General features: G+C 39.4%; 13 protein-coding genes and 1 pseudogene. 4 read left to right on the plus strand and 10 right to left on the minus strand.

What is annotated here, in order from left to right:
* Positions 1 to 15 precede the first annotated feature (15 nt).
* The 4 genes and pseudogenes from HUJ22_RS09620 to HUJ22_RS09635 all read right to left on the minus strand — a co-directional run.
* Positions 16 to 1,590 (minus strand): RagB/SusD family nutrient uptake outer membrane protein, encoded by a 1,575-nt coding sequence (locus HUJ22_RS09620; RefSeq protein WP_290876686.1) that lies wholly within the window; start codon positions 1,588 to 1,590, stop codon positions 16 to 18.
* 30 nt (positions 1,591 to 1,620) lie between these two features.
* Positions 1,621 to 5,043: a TonB-dependent receptor gene (locus HUJ22_RS09625; protein WP_290876687.1), complete on the minus strand. Its 3,423-nt coding sequence runs from the start codon at positions 5,041 to 5,043 to the stop codon at positions 1,621 to 1,623.
* Positions 5,040 to 6,119 carry a FecR domain-containing protein gene (locus HUJ22_RS09630; protein ID WP_290876688.1) on the minus strand — a complete coding sequence of 360 codons (1,080 nt, stop codon included), beginning with the start codon at positions 6,117 to 6,119 and terminating at the stop codon, positions 5,040 to 5,042. The genes HUJ22_RS09625 and HUJ22_RS09630 overlap by 4 nt, the downstream gene beginning before the upstream one ends.
* A gap of 167 nt (positions 6,120 to 6,286) precedes the next feature.
* Positions 6,287 to 6,736, minus strand: a pseudogene (locus HUJ22_RS09635) (sigma-70 family RNA polymerase sigma factor); the annotation flags it as partial.
* Between the two features lie 530 nt (positions 6,737 to 7,266).
* Here HUJ22_RS09635 and HUJ22_RS09640 point away from each other — a divergent pair.
* Positions 7,267 to 9,552 (plus strand): glycoside hydrolase family 3 N-terminal domain-containing protein, encoded by a 2,286-nt coding sequence (locus HUJ22_RS09640; protein WP_290876689.1) that lies wholly within the window; start codon positions 7,267 to 7,269, stop codon positions 9,550 to 9,552.
* 115 nt (positions 9,553 to 9,667) lie between these two features.
* On the opposite strand, the gene HUJ22_RS09645 is transcribed toward HUJ22_RS09640, so the two are convergent.
* From HUJ22_RS09645 to eno, 5 genes are all read right to left on the minus strand, one after another.
* A complete protein-coding gene (locus HUJ22_RS09645) occupies positions 9,668 to 10,678 on the minus strand; it encodes a hypothetical protein (protein ID WP_290876691.1) in 1,011 nt (336 codons plus the stop codon).
* Between the two features lie 34 nt (positions 10,679 to 10,712).
* Positions 10,713 to 11,006 carry a DUF721 domain-containing protein gene (locus tag HUJ22_RS09650; protein ID WP_290876693.1) on the minus strand — a complete coding sequence of 98 codons (294 nt, stop codon included), beginning with the start codon at positions 11,004 to 11,006 and terminating at the stop codon, positions 10,713 to 10,715.
* On the minus strand, positions 11,003 to 12,136 hold the full coding sequence (locus HUJ22_RS09655) for a DNA replication/repair protein RecF (protein WP_290876699.1): 1,134 nt from the start codon (positions 12,134 to 12,136) through the stop codon (positions 11,003 to 11,005). Before HUJ22_RS09655 ends, HUJ22_RS09650 begins: the two co-directional genes overlap by 4 nt.
* A 166-nt stretch (positions 12,137 to 12,302) precedes the next feature.
* Complete coding sequence (locus HUJ22_RS09660; protein ID WP_290876701.1) at positions 12,303 to 13,304, minus strand: DUF3592 domain-containing protein; 1,002 nt, start codon at positions 13,302 to 13,304, stop codon at positions 12,303 to 12,305.
* Positions 13,305 to 13,384: 80 nt separating this feature from the next.
* The gene (eno, locus tag HUJ22_RS09665; RefSeq protein WP_290876703.1) at positions 13,385 to 14,671 is read right to left on the minus strand and encodes a phosphopyruvate hydratase; all 1,287 of its coding nucleotides are present in this window, start codon (positions 14,669 to 14,671) and stop codon (positions 13,385 to 13,387) included.
* A gap of 132 nt (positions 14,672 to 14,803) precedes the next feature.
* Here eno and HUJ22_RS09670 point away from each other — a divergent pair, with 132 nt between their 5' ends.
* Positions 14,804 to 15,493 carry an HAD hydrolase-like protein gene (locus tag HUJ22_RS09670; RefSeq protein ID WP_290876705.1) on the plus strand — a complete coding sequence of 230 codons (690 nt, stop codon included), beginning with the start codon at positions 14,804 to 14,806 and terminating at the stop codon, positions 15,491 to 15,493.
* Positions 15,494 to 15,495: 2 nt separating this feature from the next.
* Here HUJ22_RS09670 and HUJ22_RS09675 read toward each other — a convergent pair whose 3' ends face one another.
* Complete coding sequence (locus HUJ22_RS09675; protein ID WP_290876707.1) at positions 15,496 to 16,341, minus strand: hypothetical protein; 846 nt, start codon at positions 16,339 to 16,341, stop codon at positions 15,496 to 15,498.
* Between the two features lie 157 nt (positions 16,342 to 16,498).
* On the opposite strand from HUJ22_RS09675, the gene HUJ22_RS09680 reads away from it, so the two are divergent.
* A complete protein-coding gene (locus HUJ22_RS09680; RefSeq protein WP_290876709.1) occupies positions 16,499 to 16,885 on the plus strand; it encodes a hypothetical protein in 387 nt (128 codons plus the stop codon).
* A 3-nt stretch (positions 16,886 to 16,888) separates the two neighbouring features.
* On the plus strand, positions 16,889 to 17,749 hold the full coding sequence (gene prmC / locus HUJ22_RS09685) for a peptide chain release factor N(5)-glutamine methyltransferase (protein ID WP_290876711.1): 861 nt from the start codon (positions 16,889 to 16,891) through the stop codon (positions 17,747 to 17,749).
* Positions 17,750 to 18,022 lie beyond the last annotated feature (273 nt).

The raw sequence follows: 18,022 nt of genomic DNA on the forward strand, positions 1-18,022 counted from the left end.
TAAAGGTGATATACCTTAGTATCCGGGGTTCGGCTGAAGCTCACCATTTGAAATATCAATTTCACTTTGCGGGATGGGGAATAAGCCCAATCTTGCAGTATTGTAGGTCACTCCAAAATCAGAAGCATCCCCCTGATATCCTTGTTTTACGCTGCCAGTAATCGTGATATGTTGTTCAGCTTCATTTTGACCATATCGTTGAAGATCCCAATATCGATGACCTTCAAGCGCTAATTCTATTCTGCGTTCTTTTCTTATATTCTCCATAGTCGCCGCCACTTCAGGCATTCCAGCTCGCTGTCTGACGAGATCCAAATAGTCTTTAGCCTGTCCTGCATTATTATCGTTCAAGTAAAGTTCAGCACCCATCAATAACACATCAGAAAATCTGATCACTCTGTAATTATTTCCCCAGTTTAGCTCGAGTTGTCCATCAGATGGAGTATAGGATTTATGAGTGGTGTATTTTTGAGTAAACTTCCCTGTATGTTGGAAACCTACCGTTAATCCGAAGTTGAGTTCGCTTTCAAACAACACTGTTGCATCGAGCCGAGGATCCGCAGGATCAAATTCATCAATAAGCTCCTGGGTTACAGTTGAAAAGCTCCATCCCCGTTGGTAATCTTCATCAGCAGGCTGATCAACTCGCGGCCCCTGCATTTGAGGTGCCATGTTTCCTTCTCCACCTTGAATAAATCCCCAATCCCACCAAGGCTTAGAATCAGAGTACGATATTTCAAATACCGACTCATTACTAAATTCAAAATCCGGTTTGAAATTGTCTTCATAATTCGGAAGCAATGAATGTCCACTATGATTAATTACACTGTCAACCATTTGGATTGCCATTGCCCGGTCAACCGTTTGATTACCCGCCGGCAAATCTTCACCAAAAACACCTGTGTAGTAGAGATAAACTCTTCCTAATAATGCCTGTGCAGCCCATTTCGAAACCCGGCCACTTTCATTCGCAGGAATAATACCAGGTAAAGCAGGTATTGCGGCCGTAAGGTCTTGAGCAATTTGCGAAAACACTTCCGATGGCAAAGCTTGTGGTTGGTTATACTGATCAGGATTGTCCAGAGGTTCAGTTATTAAAGGTACATTTCTAAAAAATCGTACCAGATCAAAATAGTAGTACGCTCTTAAAAATTTAGCTTCAGCAATGGTGCGGTTTTTGAAAGAATCTTCTATCTCAAGCGTCTCAACTTCTTTGATGTACTTGTTAGCCCTGTAAATACCAGTGTAATATTTTTGCCATAGTCCATGTACTTCACCATTTGTAGTGCGGATATTATGCTTGTCAATTTCAATGATATTGGGAGCATCGTTTCGGCTTGCACCACCGGCATAGGCATCATCAGAAGCTATATCGCTCAACATTTCCGGAACGTGAAATCCAACTATCGTATTCCATTGCAATACATCATAAATAGCAACTAAAGCTTCCTGTGCGTCCTCCCGCGTTTCATAGAAGTTGGACTCTACTCGCTGGTCCAAAGGCTGTTCATTAAGAAAACTGTCGCAACTACTTGCAAAGACTGCAATGGTCACTATCAAAATGGATTGAATTATCTTTAAATTATTCATGATCTGAAGTTTTTTTGTATAGATAAACTGTTAAAAAGTAATATTGACACCCATGCGATAACTGCGGGCTTGTGGGTAAACGCCACGGTCTACACCCACGCTAAGAGGTGATGCTGATCCAATTTCCGGATCAAATCCACTATAACCTGTAAGGGTAAATAAGTTGTCAGCAGACAGGTACAAACGAACTTTACTGAGGCTGATACGTTGCAGAACTCTGTCAGGGATATTATATCCAAACTGTACATTCTTCACTCTTAGGTATGAGCCATTTTCAACATAGAGGTCAGAGATCTTAGACCAATTACCGTTACTGTCATTCCAGGTAAACCGGGGTAAATCATTGGAAGTGCCGGGGCCTCTCCATCGTTCCAAATATGATACCGGCATGTTAGACATTGTCAGATCATGTCGGCGGGTGGCATTAAATATTTCGTTACCAAGTGTTCCCTGCACGAAAACAGACATATCAAATTGTTTGTAGTTGGCACCAAAGTTTGCTCCAAATGTCATATCCGGGGTAGGATTACCAATCATGCCACGATCCCCATCATCGATTCGGCCATTACCGTCCAAATCTCTGAATCGAACATCTCCGGGTTGTGCTAATGGTTGTATAGGATCGCCGTTCCCATTCACATAGTTATTAACTTCCTGTTGAGTTTGGAAGATACCATCAGTTTTATAGCCCCAGAAATACCCGATTGGATATCCTTCTTCAGCACGCGTTACGATACCATAGGTCGCAAAACCTGTACCTACAATTACTCCTTCTGCATTTCCGATATGAGTCACCTCATTTTTATTCAGTGCAAAATTCAATCCTACATTATAGCTGAATTCATTTCTGTAGTCTCGGTAATCGACACTAAATTCAAACCCATCATTTCTCACACTACCACCATTAACAATGGGTGCATTGTTTCCAACATGGGCTGGAATTGGTGCTCTTACAAGTAGGCCTTTGGTCTCCTTTTGATAGTAATCTAATTTCAATATCAGGCGATCTTGCCATAACCCTAAATCAGCACCAAAGTTCAATTGTTCTGAAGTTTCCCATTTAAGATTTGGGTTTGGTACACTGGAAGGAACTGAACCTGTAACGTAGGATTCGTTATCCCCGAATGTGTAGCCATAGCCTGTTGCGATAGTAGATGTGTAAGCAAAGTTGCCAATATTCTGATTTCCGTTTTGCCCCCACGAAGCTCTTAACTTCAGGAGATTGATTTCTTCTAAATCATCCATAAAACTTTCATTGCTCATCACCCAGCCCAAAGAAACTGATGGAAATATTCCATACCTGTTATTAGAGCCAAATTTTGATGAGCCATCTACACGGAGGATACCGGTCAGCAGATATTTGTCGTTATAGTTATAGCTTGCTCGACCAAAATAAGACAGAAGTTTTTCATTATAGGCGCCACCGGCAGTACGCATGGATTCTTCATCTGCGGCCACATTTATCCATGCATTTTCGGGATTATTCATCAAAAGGCCAGATTTTGAACCAAAAAGATCTTCAAAATGAACTTTTTGTGCTGAAATACCACCCAATACATCCACATTGTGGTTTCTGATATTGAACTGATAATTAATGGTATTTTCAAAGTTCCAGGTGTACCATCTGTTTTCCGTTTTACTTACCAGCGATTGGCTGTTATTCTGGGCTGAATTCAAATAATAAATTGGCACATAATTATCGCTTTTAACAAAAGCAGCATCTATACCAAAACTGCTTCTTGCAAGTAAATTTGGCATTAACTCATACTCAGCAAAAAGATTATTCACTAATTTATCTACCTGAGTTTCACCATGAGTTACCTCTAAGCGTGCAAGCGGATTTACAATTTCTTGGGTCACATATTCAGATATACCATAATATCTACCATCGTTCTGAACAGCAGTGCTTGGATAACTTAACAAGTCGTCAGAATCAGTTTCGTAAATCGGTGTAAGCGGATCCATATTTAATGCATTGCTTAGAGGGGATCCCCACTCACTGTTGCTTAATACAGCATTCCTATTAATTCGGCTATAATTCAGACTATTACCAAATCTGAATACCTTACTTACTCTGTTGTCCAATTTTAAACTAAAGGTGTTCCTGTCAAATTGAGACTTATCGCCCCCGACAATTCCTTCTTGTGAAAAATAAGATATGCCGGTTGAGTACTGAGTATTTTCGTTCCCACCGGAAATAGTAATCTGATGGTTACTCATCGGAGCATTATCATTAAATACTGCACCTTGCCAATCGGTCCCCCCCGTTATCTGAGGATCCACCGGAAATGGCAAGCTCAGACCTGCAAATGCCGCCCCTTCGTTCATCATCATCATGTATTGCCGGGCATCCAGCATATTTATTTTTTTCCATGAGTTTTGGACACCGGCATACCCGTCATAGGTTACATTTGTAACACCGGGGCGTCCTGATTTAGTGGTAATTAAAACCACCCCATTAGCCGCCCGAGCACCATAAATAGCTGCCGAAGATGCATCTTTAAGCACTTCAATTGACTCAATAGAACCCGGATTTAAATAGTCAATACCGCCAACTGCCATTCCATCTACCACAAACAGGGGGTCTGCACTTCCTGTTGTTCCGGCACCACGTATTCTAATAGTAGGAGATTCCCCGGGCTGACCCGATTGATTTGCTACAAATACTCCTGCAGTACGACCCTGGAGAGCTTGTTCAACTCGAAGCACCGGCGTATCATCTATGCTTTCAGAACTGATTGAGGAGACAGAACCGGTTATCTCGCTTCTTTTCTTTGTTCCATAACCCACAACAATAAGTTCATCAGAAGCTAAAATTGATGGTTGTAACTGAACATTAATTATTTTGCGGCCATCAATTGGAACTTCCTGTACTTGAAACCCGATATAGGAAAAAACCAAAGTGTCCTGTGGCTCTGTATTGGTGAGTATATAATTACCATTAACATCAGCTGCAGTACCTTTGGTTGTACCTTTAATCAAAATATTAACTCCCGGCAATACATCACCGTTGACAGCATCGGTAACTTGGCCCCTTACAGTATCTGCAATAGCTACCTCTTCTTTAGACTCTTCTTTACTTATAATCACAAAAGTACGATCTCCCAAGTATGAAGAAACCAAATCATGGGGACTCAAAAGAACCTCTAATTTTTCATATAAATCGCCTTTAAGATCATTTTCTTTGCTTAATTTACCTTCGATCAAGTCAGATTTATACAAAAAAACTACATTGTAAGCGCTTTCTAAATCAGATAAATGTTTTTTGAGTAGCACCATATTTTCAGGGCTTTGAGTATGTCCAACATTCTTATTGAAAGCATACTGCGCTTCATCCTGTCCAGCCCATGATGTGCTAACACCACAAAACAAACTGAACAAAACTAAAAGGGAATATCTTTTGATTTTCATGTCACTTAGGTTTTTCGTTATATCTATTCTTTTCTTTTTCATGATCCTTTTTGAACAGAACCATTACTTTTTTCTTTTATATAAATTGTTTCATCTTGCCTTGTAACCTCAACATCCAATGCCCGGGCAATTCCTTTCAAGAGAAATTCTAAATTCACATTTTCGAATCTACCTGTTAACTCTTCTTTCAGAAGTTCTTCAACTTCAACCTGAACTTTCACATCATAAGTAAATTCAATTCTTTCAATAAGATCAGCTAAAGGAGTATTTTCTAAAATCAAAGTATCACTGGCCCAGGAGGTATAAACTTCTGCATTCACCTTTTCCACTATTATTCCGTCTGATTCAGGGGAAAAAAGCGCCAGTTCACCGGGCAGCATGGTATATGCCAAACCTGTGTTGTTACCTGTACCCTGAACATTTATCCTGACACTGCCCTCCGCTAAAACTACCTGACTTTGAGACTTTCTTGTATTCACAGCAAATGTGGTCCCCAATACAGACACCCTTCCATCTGGTGTATGAACTATAAAAGTTCTTGATTCAGACTCCGGCTTTTGAGCAATATTAAATAAAGCCTCCCCTTCTAACCAAACTTGCATGGTATCTGTACCAATGGCTTTTTGCGGGAGGCGCATCTTTGAATTCGCATTTATCACGATTCTGGAGCCATCCGAATATTGGACAGAAGTTTTTTGACCTGATTTTGATTCAAGTATTCTATAATCAATCGAGGCAACCCGGCTTTGTTCTGTTCTGTCGTTCTGTATAAATGATTGCCGGGCTAAAAATCCAACTAATAATAAAATACTTGCAGCTGCAGCCATTGTAGCCCAAACCAATTTTCTTTGGCGTTTTTGAACTTTTTTATAAGGCTTATATCGATTTTCTGAATCGATACGCCTCTTAAATTGTTCGTACTCCAAGTTTACATTTGGCCTTGGTAAAGGCTGCAAACCTTTGCTCAGTAATTCTCGGCCCTTAGCTACAAGCTGGATATGCTCATTATTTTGCTGCATCCAGGCAGACCAACGAACTTCTTCTTTCTTCGATGCTTTTCCTTTTAAAAAGCGAACAAAGGAGTCATCCATTAATAGATCAGAGAGCTGACTTGGCATATATATATTTTCTTTTAATAGTTAGATTAACCTCGATTTCTATCTATAAAGAGAGGCGCCAAAGTTATTTCTACTCTATATTTTTTTAGAATTTTTATAAAAAAATTACTTCTCTCTTAAGTCATTACCTGCCAATATCTTACTGAGATGGATAAATAAATTAGCAACTATTTATCCAGAAAATTCCGCAGATTATTTATCGCATCAAACATCAAATTGTAGATACTCTGAGAGCGAATCTGTAAAATTTCAGAAATTTCTTCTGTTAACATCCCCTCAAAATATTTTAAGTAAACAACCTCTCGTTGACGGGCCGTAAGCGTCTCTATCGCTTTTTTTAATTCCTTGCTCTCATCTTCTTCAAGACCCAAAATTCGCTCCCAATTACTGTAGTGCATAAGCGGATCAAATTCTTCTGCATGGTATTTATTGTCTATCTCTAACCGTCTTTGATTCGCTTTTTTTTTGTTCAATAATTCGCGGCGCAGTGAAATAAAAATATAGGCTTTAACTGATTTTGGCTTCTCCAGGTTTCCCCGGTATTTCCATATTTGGAAAAACACTTCCTGAATTGCATCCCGTACATTTTCAGAATTCGGAATTATTCGATAGCCATAGCTGTAAAGTGAGTCGAATGTTTTTTAAAAAAACTGCTCTAATGCTTCTTCATCACCTGAGCACACCTTCTCCCAGAGCCCATCTAGCTCTAAATCATAATTAGATTTTTGATTTGCAGCCCTCAATTTAGAAGCTTTAATTTTTTGATGTTTAGGTGCTTATGAAACAAAAGAGTTTAATATGAAGAGTTAATTTAGATGTACCTAATATTTTCCTTCAAACATAAGAGACTATTTATTAACAGCAAATAGGTCTCCGAAGATGTTGGGTCAGATACTAGTTTATAAAATATAAAACTACAGTCTTGACTGTTGGGAAATCTTACATTAGCTTCAAACTGTTCTGTCGTTCTGAATTGTATCTAACTCTATCCTGCTAAAGGCAGGAAATGTTATAAGTATAGACTTGTGCTGTACTCCGGGAGTTAGATATTTAATATTAAATTCAGAACTACATACTTATGCATATCCAATTTACTCTCAAAAAAAGCCTCAGTATTAAGGATAACAATTTTGTCCTTATCTCTTTATTGAGCCTCTTAATAATCCTTTCCGTCAATACATTTGCAGTTGGTCAGCTATATTTAGATGCCTCTGCTCCTGTAGATAAACGGGTTGAAGATCTGCTTTCCCGTATGACCCTGGAAGAAAAGGTGGGGCAAATGTCTCAGCTGAATATTACCCTGATTAATAATGAAGGAATACAATATGATGTTAACCTTGATACAGATAAAGCTCGCAATCTGTTACAAAACCATCATATCGGCTCATTTCTAAATGGGGAAGCAGTTCCACCTGAGCAATGGATAAAGTATGTTGAAGAACTTCAGCGTATAGCCGTAGAAGACACAAGATTAGGAATACCCATTATTTACGGGATCGATCATATACATGGAGCCAGCTATGTTCAGGGAAGCACAATCTTTCCTCATAACATTAATATCGGAGCTACTTTTAACCCTGAAAACTCTTTACAAAATGGAAGAATTACAGCTCTTGAGTCTGGCCCATTAGGACATATATGGAATTTCGCACCGGTTCTTGACCTTGGACAAAACCCGTATTGGGCACGAATGTATGAAACCTTTGGCGAAGATCCTTACCTGGCATCAGAACTTGGCCGAGCTTATGTGAAAGGCTTCCAGGGTGATTTCGAAACTTTCCCCTATAGATTGGCTGCCACAGGAAAGCATTTTCTTGGTTATTCAGTACCCCGTTCCGGTTGGGATCGAACACCGGTTGACTTGTCTATGCAAACCATCCATGAATTTCACCGCCCTGCATTTCAGGCAGCTATAGATGAGGGACTAAAAACCATCATGGTTAACAGTGCTGAAATTAATGGAATACCGGTGCATGCTTCAAAAAAAATACTCTCAGATCTTTTAAGAGATGAAATGGGTTTTGAAGGTGTAATCGTTACAGACTGGGCTGATATTCAAAAACTTTATGATTATCACAAAACTGCTCGCACTTATGATGAAGCAACTCTGCATGCTGTAGATGCAGGCATCGACATGAGTATGACACCGGAATCGTTGGAATTCAATGAAAGCATGATCAAACTAGTTAACCATGAATTAATCAGTGAAGAACGTATAGATAAGTCAGTCCGACGTATCTTGAAGCTTAAATTTGAATTAGGATTATTCGAACATCCTTATCCATCAGGTAAAGCATTTGATAAAATTGGAAGTGAGGCTCATAAGGCCATTGCATTAAAAGCTGCTCAAGAGTCTATAGTACTATTGAAAAATACTGAAAACGTCTTGCCGCTATCGAAAGACATTAAAAATCTATTGGTAGTTGGATTATCAGCAAACAGCAAAAGAAACCTCTCAGGTGGGTGGACACTTGCCTGGCAGGGAGCTCCAGAAGACCGATACCCTGAGTCGATGAAAACAATTAAGAAGGCTCTTAAGGAAGAGTTTCCAAATTCCAAAATTGTGAGTATGGATTCCATTGGAGTTAAAAATTCTGAAGTTAGATCAAGATTCGATCAGGCTGCTGAAGAAGCTGACGCAATAATAATAGCAACTGGAGAAGAGCCTTACACTGAATTTGTAGGTAACATTACTAACCTGGAATTACCTCATGAACAATTGGATTTAATAAAGGCAGTTAATAATACCGGCAAACCTTCCGTGATGGTTTTAGTTGCCGGCCGACCGAGAGTTATCACAGAAGTAGTACCTAATACAAGCGCTATAGTTTGGGCCGGGCTACCGGGATTTGAAGGCGCAGAAGCCGTTGCTAATGTGCTGAGTGGTGATTATAACCCAAGCGGTAAATTACCATTTTCATATCCACAGTTTGTAGGGCACGCTGTTCCTTACAATCACAAATCCAGTGCAGTCTATTATTTTGATGCGGAAGTTGCCAACAATATTGAGCAAGCAAATAAAACAACGGCACTCTGGAATTTCGGCCATGGACTAAGTTACACTGAATTTTCCTACAGCGATTTTATGCTTAGCGATACCACCCTCAGCTCAAATGGTGAAATCACAGCTGAAATATCTGTAACTAATGCTGGTAATGTTGCTGGAACAGAGATTGTTTTATGGTATCTGACCGATGAAGTAGGCCGTATAACACGTCCCGTGAAAGAATTATCCCATTTTCAGCGTATTGATTTACAGCCCGGTGAAACCAAAAATGTTTCCGTCACAATTAATCCGGATAAACACCTTACTTATCCGAATTTTCAGGGAGATCCAATTCTTGAAAAGGGTTACTTTAGGCTTCAGGTAGGTAATAAAATAAAACGTTTCTACCTCAATACAGAATTTGAAAATAATAGATTTGAGGAATGATCATCTTGTGCACCCGGTATTAAATAAGTGCGCTTACATTGCAGTTAATAAAGCTGCATAAGAATATTGGAATGGATTACAGTTCGACAAACCTTATGGGTTTATTTGGATAATATTATTCCAACACCGTAAAATAGGCCACTGCCTTGGGTTGAAAGCTCCGGAGGCGTAATTCGAATTGATCGGCTATTAATTCAATGTCAGGAGTTACAAAACCGGTAGAGTCTTCCAGGATTTTGGTGTACGGCACATATACTTCATACGGCCTTACTTTCTCTACATCGGCATATTGCTCAATGGGAACATCAAATTTAATCGTAACCGAAGATGGATTATAGTTCACATTTTGTCCCCGTGGCAAACCTCTTGTTTGAATATAAACAGTGGTTTCTCCTTCTGTAAATTCTGAAACATCTGCATTAAAGGTTATTTCATTATCTGAAAGTTCGATTACACCCTCAGCATCATGCAGTGGTATTATTGTGGAGATATCATTTCTTATACCGGACATCCTCAGTGTATCCTGAATTTCCCATACATCAATGTCTGAAATTTTAGATACTGCCCCGGTAACCGTTATACTGTCAGGGCTGTAAACCGGGTCGCCAACCAAACCAAACCTGTTTTGAAAATCCAAGTCGGTATTCACTTTAACCGGTATTTTTTTAGATATTTTTGGCTCCATATCTATGGAAAGTATTAAAGGCTGAACTTTCGCAATATCCACTCCCTGCAAATAACTGAGGCGCTGCCTGACCTGATCAAACAGATTAATCTCACTTTCTTCAATATTGATGACTACTGTAGGCGGATCGTTATATAAATTCAACAACTGCCAACCGTCGCCGGAAACACCCACTTGCACGAACTCAGGCAGTTCTTCGGTCAGGGCCATGTTTTCCGGTACATTCCCAGGCTCAATAGGAACATTCACATTGATACTGAAGCTTCCGCCCAAATTCACAATAAACCATAACGAAACAGCCATTATATAAGCCCCGATAAAAACAATCACTTTCTCTCTGCGAAAAAAACTTACCTCATCTTCTTCAGCTCCGGGTTTGGTGCCGGGCCTGATAAAGTTTTTCAGTTTATTAATAAATTTGTTTTCCGAGATGTCAGCCATAGCCGAATATATGTGCGGGATTATGGTTAGTCAACTAACTGCGTACAATGATATCAGCTATAATATCACCTTTTACTTTAGCATTTAATTTTTTTGCGATACTAAACCGGCTTGCATGAATTTCCGCCCGCCATGATGGATGCTTCACTTTCATTGCCAGTTTATTGCCTTCAAAATGAAGATCTTCAACTTCCGAAGCCATCCGCTTCCCCACCACTTCTTCAAAAGCAGCTAAAATCATTCCCTGCTTCAGCTTCCTTTTTTGGGGAAATTTTTCCAAAAATTCTTCCAGAACTGAACTTAGCGATTTTGGGGTATCGAATCTCATTTTTGAACCTCATTCACTTTACCATCTTCTACTTCATAAAAACGGTTATTTGTTCCGTCAAAGGTAACATAATCTTCGAAAGGAACCGGGTTTGCGGAAGTTATAAATATTTGCCCTTTATGTTGCTGCAATGCATCCAGTAAAATCTCGGTCTTTTTGAGATCCAAGTCACCAAACACATCATCCAGCATTAATATTGGCAGATCATCCAGTTCATCTGAATAATAATGAAGCTGAGCCAACTTTAGGGAAAGTGCAAATAAACGGTGTTGCCCCTGTGATCCAAATCGCCGAAGTTCAAAATCATCCAGAAAAAAAACTATCTCATCACGATGTGGACCAATAGTCGTCAATTCTCGTTCAATTTCCTTTGCTTGAACTTTTTCCAACTGTTCGTAGTACTTTTTTTCGATGACTTCAACATCTGTAGTTGGTTCACAGAACGTTTGATACTCCAGATCGGTGGTTAAATCCATGCCGGAGATCATAGCATAATCTTTAGCAAGATATGCTTTTAGATTTTCCAGCACTTCATGGCGTTTGGCCACAATTCGCGAACCGGATTCTACCAACTGTACATTCCAAGGCTCAAGATACGCTTCTAATACAGACATCGGGCCACGATATTCCTGCAATAACGAATTGCGTTGTTTTCGCACCCTCCGGTATTCAATTAAATCTCTGAGGTAAGCCGGCGAAATCTGACTTATAAAAGAATCAATGAAACTTCTGCGCTCTGTCGGGCCTTCTAACGTCAGTTTTTTATCGTCCGGAGTCAATGTAACAACCGGTACCATTCCAATTAAATCCGATAGCCGGTCGAGCGGAGAATCATTCACAAAAATCTTTTTTCCGTCACCACGGGAATAGGAACAGGACACGTCAAATTCAGACCTGATTTGTCCTTCAAAATGCCCCTTTATCATAAAGTAACTTTCATCCTGATTCACCACATACATATCAGTGTTTGAAACAAAACTGCGAGACATACACAAGTAATGAATAGCATCTATCAAGCTGGTTTTACCCGATCCATTTGGGCCTGCAATTATATTTAAATGAGGCGCCCAGTCAATTTTGGTGTCCAGGTGATTTCGGAAATTAAGTAGTTCTGTGTGGGTATTTCGCATACACCTTATGGTACGCAATCTCTCAGTTTTTAGCAGACGATATTATTACAAAAAGAGCCGCCCTGAATGTCATGAGGCGGCTCTAAAAGCTACTATATACTAAGTAAGAGCGATTTCAAACGTATTCCTTACAAATTAATTTTAGATTTTTTTTCAATTCTCTTTTTTAAGCAAATTTTGACCGCTTATTTCTCTTTACTGAATTAACCGTAGCTGCCAAACCTGCCATAGTAAATAACAGTCCAAAGCAAGTAACAAATATTGAGGTTGTCCAGTTAAAAATACCTTTATCAATAATGGCCACATCGGGGGTATCCGGCAAGTGTAATACTTCTACGGCCTCTCCTTTTTGAAATGAAGGTGGGTTACTGCCGGTGTCATGTCGAAAAGTGACTGCTTCATAGGACCCCGGCGGTGTATATTCCACAATTGGATAGTAGGTGTAGCCATCATCGCTCCGGCTTTCGTGAAAATCAATCACCGTTCCAGAAGCAGGAACTGCAGTTTCCAGAAAATCATATCTTTCAAGCCCAAGGTAAATCCCAAAGCCAATCACCCCTAAACCTATAATTGCAAAAACCGGCCCGACAAATTTTATCATTTTTTGTTGTCTGGCATGAATTTTTTCAAGGTCGGCACGATTCCTGATAATATGTTTTTCGGAGTCTTCGGTTTGTTCTTGTTTCAGTACAATTTTTTCCTTCCATTCATCTAAAGAATCAATCCCATTCGCCTTTAATTTTTTTCGTACGAACACAGCGATTATGCACAGAAAAAACAGTGAGCTTAGAAAGTGATAGGCTGTAAAACTAAAAATTGAGAAGAATATGAGGCAAAAAATTCCTCCAAATAACATCAGAATAATTCCCATATAATACGGCATGTTTGATTTTAGCCGTGGCTCCTTCCCCGATATATATAAAACATCTACACGTTCACCAATTTCATAGGGTGGTATGCTTGAACCATAACCTGATGTGAACTCACCAAAGTAACTTTCCACCACCGGTTTGTAGATATCGTTGTTCTTTGAACTCTTTGAAACTTTAAAACCAACAACTTTTCCCTTGGTTTCCATCGCTATACGTTCATAGTTAATATGATCGTAGATGAGATAAACACCAAAACCAAAAATACCTGCCCCGATAATAAAAAAAAGAAGTTCCATAACACCCATTTAATAAAAAAGTATAAAAAAAGCCATCACAGAAGTGACAGCTTTTTAAATAGATAACTCAGAATGCCTGCTTATAATCCAAAGGCATCGTGTCCAAGAAAAAGGGCTGAATCACCCAGCTGTTCTTCAATACGGATCAGCTGATTGTATTTGGCAATTCGGTCTGTTCGGCTCATAGATCCGGTTTTGATTTGGCCGGCATTTGTAGCAACTGCGAGATCAGCAATCGTCACATCCTCGGTTTCACCGGAGCGGTGTGAGATCACGGCTGTATATCCGTTTTTATGCGCCATTTCGATCGCATCCAGTGTCTCCGTTATAGTCCCGATTTGATTCACTTTGATCAGAATAGAGTTTGCGATACCTCGTTCGATTCCGGTTGCAAGTCGTTTAGTATTGGTAACAAATAAATCATCACCTACCAGCTGCACCTTATCTCCTACAGCTTCGGTTAGTTTTTTCCATGCATCCCAATCGTTTTCCGCCAGGCCATCTTCGATTGAAATAATGGGGTATTTGTCAACCCAATTGCTCCAAAACTCAACCATGGCATCAGTATCTTTTTTGGAGCCGTCGCTCCATTTGAATTCATACAATCCGGAATCAGCATTGTAAAACTCAGAAGCAGCAGGATCGAGAGCTATTAATACATCATCTTTGGGAGTATAGCCCGCCTTCTCAATAGCTGTTAAAATAACTTCTACAGCTTCATCATTTGATTTCAAATTGGGGGCAAATCCACCTTCATCCCCTACTGCTGTTCCATACCCCTTGTCAGATAAAACTTTTTTCAGGTTATGAAATACTTCAGCTCCAATTTGCAAGGCATGGCTGAAAGACTCGGCCCCGGCCGGCATAATCATAAATTCCTGAAGATCGACACTGTTATCAGCATGCGATCCGCCATTAATTATATTCATCATAGGAAGCGGCATTACCTTAGCATTCACTCCGCCAACATATCGCCAAAGCGGCATCCCTAATTCTTCAGCTGCAGCTTTGGCACATGCCATTGACACACCTAAAATAGCATTCGCTCCAAGTTTTGCCTTATTGGGGGTACCATCCAGTTCAAGCAATGAATCATCAAGAGCAACCTGATTAAAAACGGACCGTCCGCGAAATTCATCAACAATGATTGTATTCACGTTTTCAACGGCCTTAAGAACGCTTTTACCCAAATAATAATCTTTGTCGCCATCACGTAACTCTACGGCTTCGTGCTCTCCTGTAGAAGCACCAGACGGAACAGCAGCTCGCCCTACAGTACCGGTTTCCAAAGTAACATCCACTTCCACGGTGGGATTTCCCCGCGAATCTATCACCTGTCTTGCATGAACGTCTTCAATAAAACTCATTTTAATTACTCCGATTTGTTTGTGAGATTAACTGCTCAAAGGTACCACGATTTAACATGTACTTAAAGCCATTTTAGCATGAAGTTTCGTAACTTTAGGTGAAGAACGTATAAACATTTAAAACAAAATATTTTGGCTGCAACTCATCCCTGGATTATCCTCTTTGATATTGACGGAACCATATTAACTGTAAACCGAAACTTTAACCGGAAGTTACTCCGGGAACTTTTAGATGAGCATCAAATAAATTACCCCAACATGGAAAAGGATGCTTTTTCGGGGCGGACTGACCATGATATATTTACTTCTTTTTTGGTAAATCATGACTATGACAATGGTTTATATCAGAAATTTAAAACAGCTTATCTGCAACGACTGAAGGAACGCTTAAATGAAGACCTCGTAGAGCGCCATGGGTTTGTGGATGAAGCAATTCAATATTTTTCACAGGATGGTTTTTTAAAAGGATTACTCACCGGAAATTACCCCATTGCAGCCAGCTATAAATTAAAAGCTGCCAATATTAATTACGAATTCTCCGTCGGAGCTTTTGGTGAATTTGACCGTGACCGAAACAGATTGCCCTTTCTTGCTATTGAGGAAGTTAAAAAGCTTATGGGGATTGATCCAGACCCTTCACGTTTTGTTATTATCGGGGATACCCCGAGAGATATAATCTGTGCCAAAAAAGCCGGCATGAAATGTGTAGCGGTAACAACCGGAAAGTTTACTCATACAGATCTCTCCGAGCAAAATCCTGATCTGATTATAGATAGTTTGGCCCACCCTGAAGAATGGTTTTCTAAACTAACAGGAAGTTGATTTTACCACATCCATCCAAATACAAAACTGATTTGGGCTGATCCAAAATATTTGCGGGGATCGTGGGCTTCTTCAAAAGGAGCGGTATCACCTTGATTACCTACAGCAATAGTATTTGGCCCTGAACTGCAAGGGTTTTCAGGGGCTTGATTAATGCGACTTAAATCAGGTCGGCAAGGTTCCATTACTTGGATTCCTTTTGCAAAGTAGTTCATCGTATATCCAAATTGCACACTTGACAAATTTGAAAAATTATCGCCGAAATCAACCCCAATTAAAAACTCCCCACCAAACCCCCAATGAGTCTCAGAGTTTTTCCAACCGGTAAAAATATCATTTACAGGTTCGGTAAATTGATAAATTCGAGCATCATTTTCCCTGAATCCGTTTTCATTAAAATCATTGAAATAACTGTAGGAGAATGCAAAAGTAGGTCCCGCGCTCAATGAACTGAACACTCTAAAGTTATCAGCAATAGCATCAGCGAAAAACCTTTTCTTAATCCCGGCATATAATGGGACTGAGATAACGCGTTGATATTTCTCCGGGATTGTTCGATATCCCAAAAAATCTGTAAAAGTTTGTTCAGTTGGGTCTTTTAAGCCCGCAATCCTAAGGTTAATAATTGCTTCTGTATATGGATTAAGCCCTATCCTGAACTGACCTCCCGCTCCAATACCAAAATCACTGAGGATAAAATTAAAACCGAATCCTGTTTTGTAGCCTTCATCAAATAAATTGCGCGGTGCTTCTTTTTTTTGAACTTCCGGCTCACCAAATTGTCCAAAAGCTTGATTTGTGTTCATGCAAATCAAGAATAATAGCGTAAAAGAAATCAATTTTTTCATTTAAAAAGTAAGTTTTTAATGGTTTTAAGCCCTTTATTCAATGCAGTAACGAAATTTTATTCATTTTCTTATTGTCTTAAAGCAATATCATGTTATTTTCAGCACAAATTTTTTATACACAACATACCTTTAAAATAATTAATTCAAGCTACAAAGCATGAATTCACACACAACTTATTTTGTATTTGGGCCAACTGCAACGCTTCGCAGAATGTCATCAAAAATGTTCAAAGAACACCCGCCTAAATTTTTGTACGAATATTCTCCGGAAGGCTCGTCTGAGACGATTTATGTAGCCGTTTACGAAGAATATGAAAAACAAATCAATTCCAGCGTTACTTTAACTTGCATTCTGGAAAGTAAGGGCAAACACAACAAAATTGTCCTTAAGAAAACAGGTGGCCGCATGGGATTTCGAGGCAGCTCTCTTTCGGAAGAACAAAACGTTGAGTCTAACGTAATTGATTTCATTCTCGATTTTTCCAAACGTCACGGTCTAACTCTTCAAGAAGAACAACCTCCCAAAGAAGCTGAGGAAGAATAATCCATGACTAAAGTACCATCCATTTGGACGGTTCTTAGCATGATGGAGTGGGCAACCGATTTTTTTGAAGACAAAGGGGTAAAATCACCCCGACTCAGTATAGAGTGGCTTCTGGCACATGTGCTATCCATTAAGCGGTTAGACTTATACCTGGAGTACGACCGCCCATTGTCTTCTGATGAACTCGCTTTGCTCAAGCCAATGGTGAAACGCCGAGCAGCTCATGAACCCCTTCAATACATAACCGGTGAAACTGATTTTCATCATGTTAAAATTAAAGTGGAGCCGGGAGTCCTCATCCCACGGCAAGAAACCGAACAACTTGTTGATTGGATTCTTGAACTATATGATGAATCTTCACAACTAACCGTTTTAGATGTGGGTACGGGCTCAGGATGCATTCCGGTGGCTTTAAAAAATGCCCGTCCAGGTTGGGATTTATTTGCAACAGATATTTCAGAAGAGGCGTTAGCTATTGCAGAAGAAAACGCTCGTTACAACGAAGTAACAATTGAGCTTGCACAGGATGATTTATTTGAACCCAAAGCTTTTCCAAAAAACAAATTTGATCTCATTGTTTCCAACCCTCCTTACATCCATTATGAAGAAAAAAATACACTGGATGATGAGGTAAAAAACTATGAACCGGAGCTGGCTTTATTTTGTGAATCTACACACAAAATGTTCCAAGCTTTGGAAAATCTTTGTTATAATTATTTAATACAAAATGGTGAAGCCTTTTTTGAACTACATGAGGATCATGCAGAAGAGGCCCGCCAAGTATTTCAAGGGGATAAATGGACTACAATTATAAAAACTGACTACAGTCAAAAGCCTCGCTTTCTAAAAGCAAAAAAAGATTGATTATTTCCTAAAAATTTTATTTCCGATCACATTCAAAGACTGCATTTTTACAATGTGGAAAACTTGTGGAAAAAAAATTCAAAAAGCTTTTGCCCTCCTTTCATAAACGTTAATTCAGTGTTACGGCAATATTATGAGGTATTGGGTGCAATTTGGAAATAATTTATAAAATCGCTTAATGTATTGCTTACCAATACTTTACACAATATTTAATGATGTGGATAACTTTTTAAAATTACCTCATCTACCGTTTGACAAGTGCTCAATAAATTG

Origin of the sequence: Gracilimonas sp. (assembly GCF_014762685.1) — a bacterium.
In the GTDB taxonomy this organism is placed as follows: domain Bacteria; phylum Bacteroidota; class Rhodothermia; order Balneolales; family Balneolaceae; genus Gracilimonas.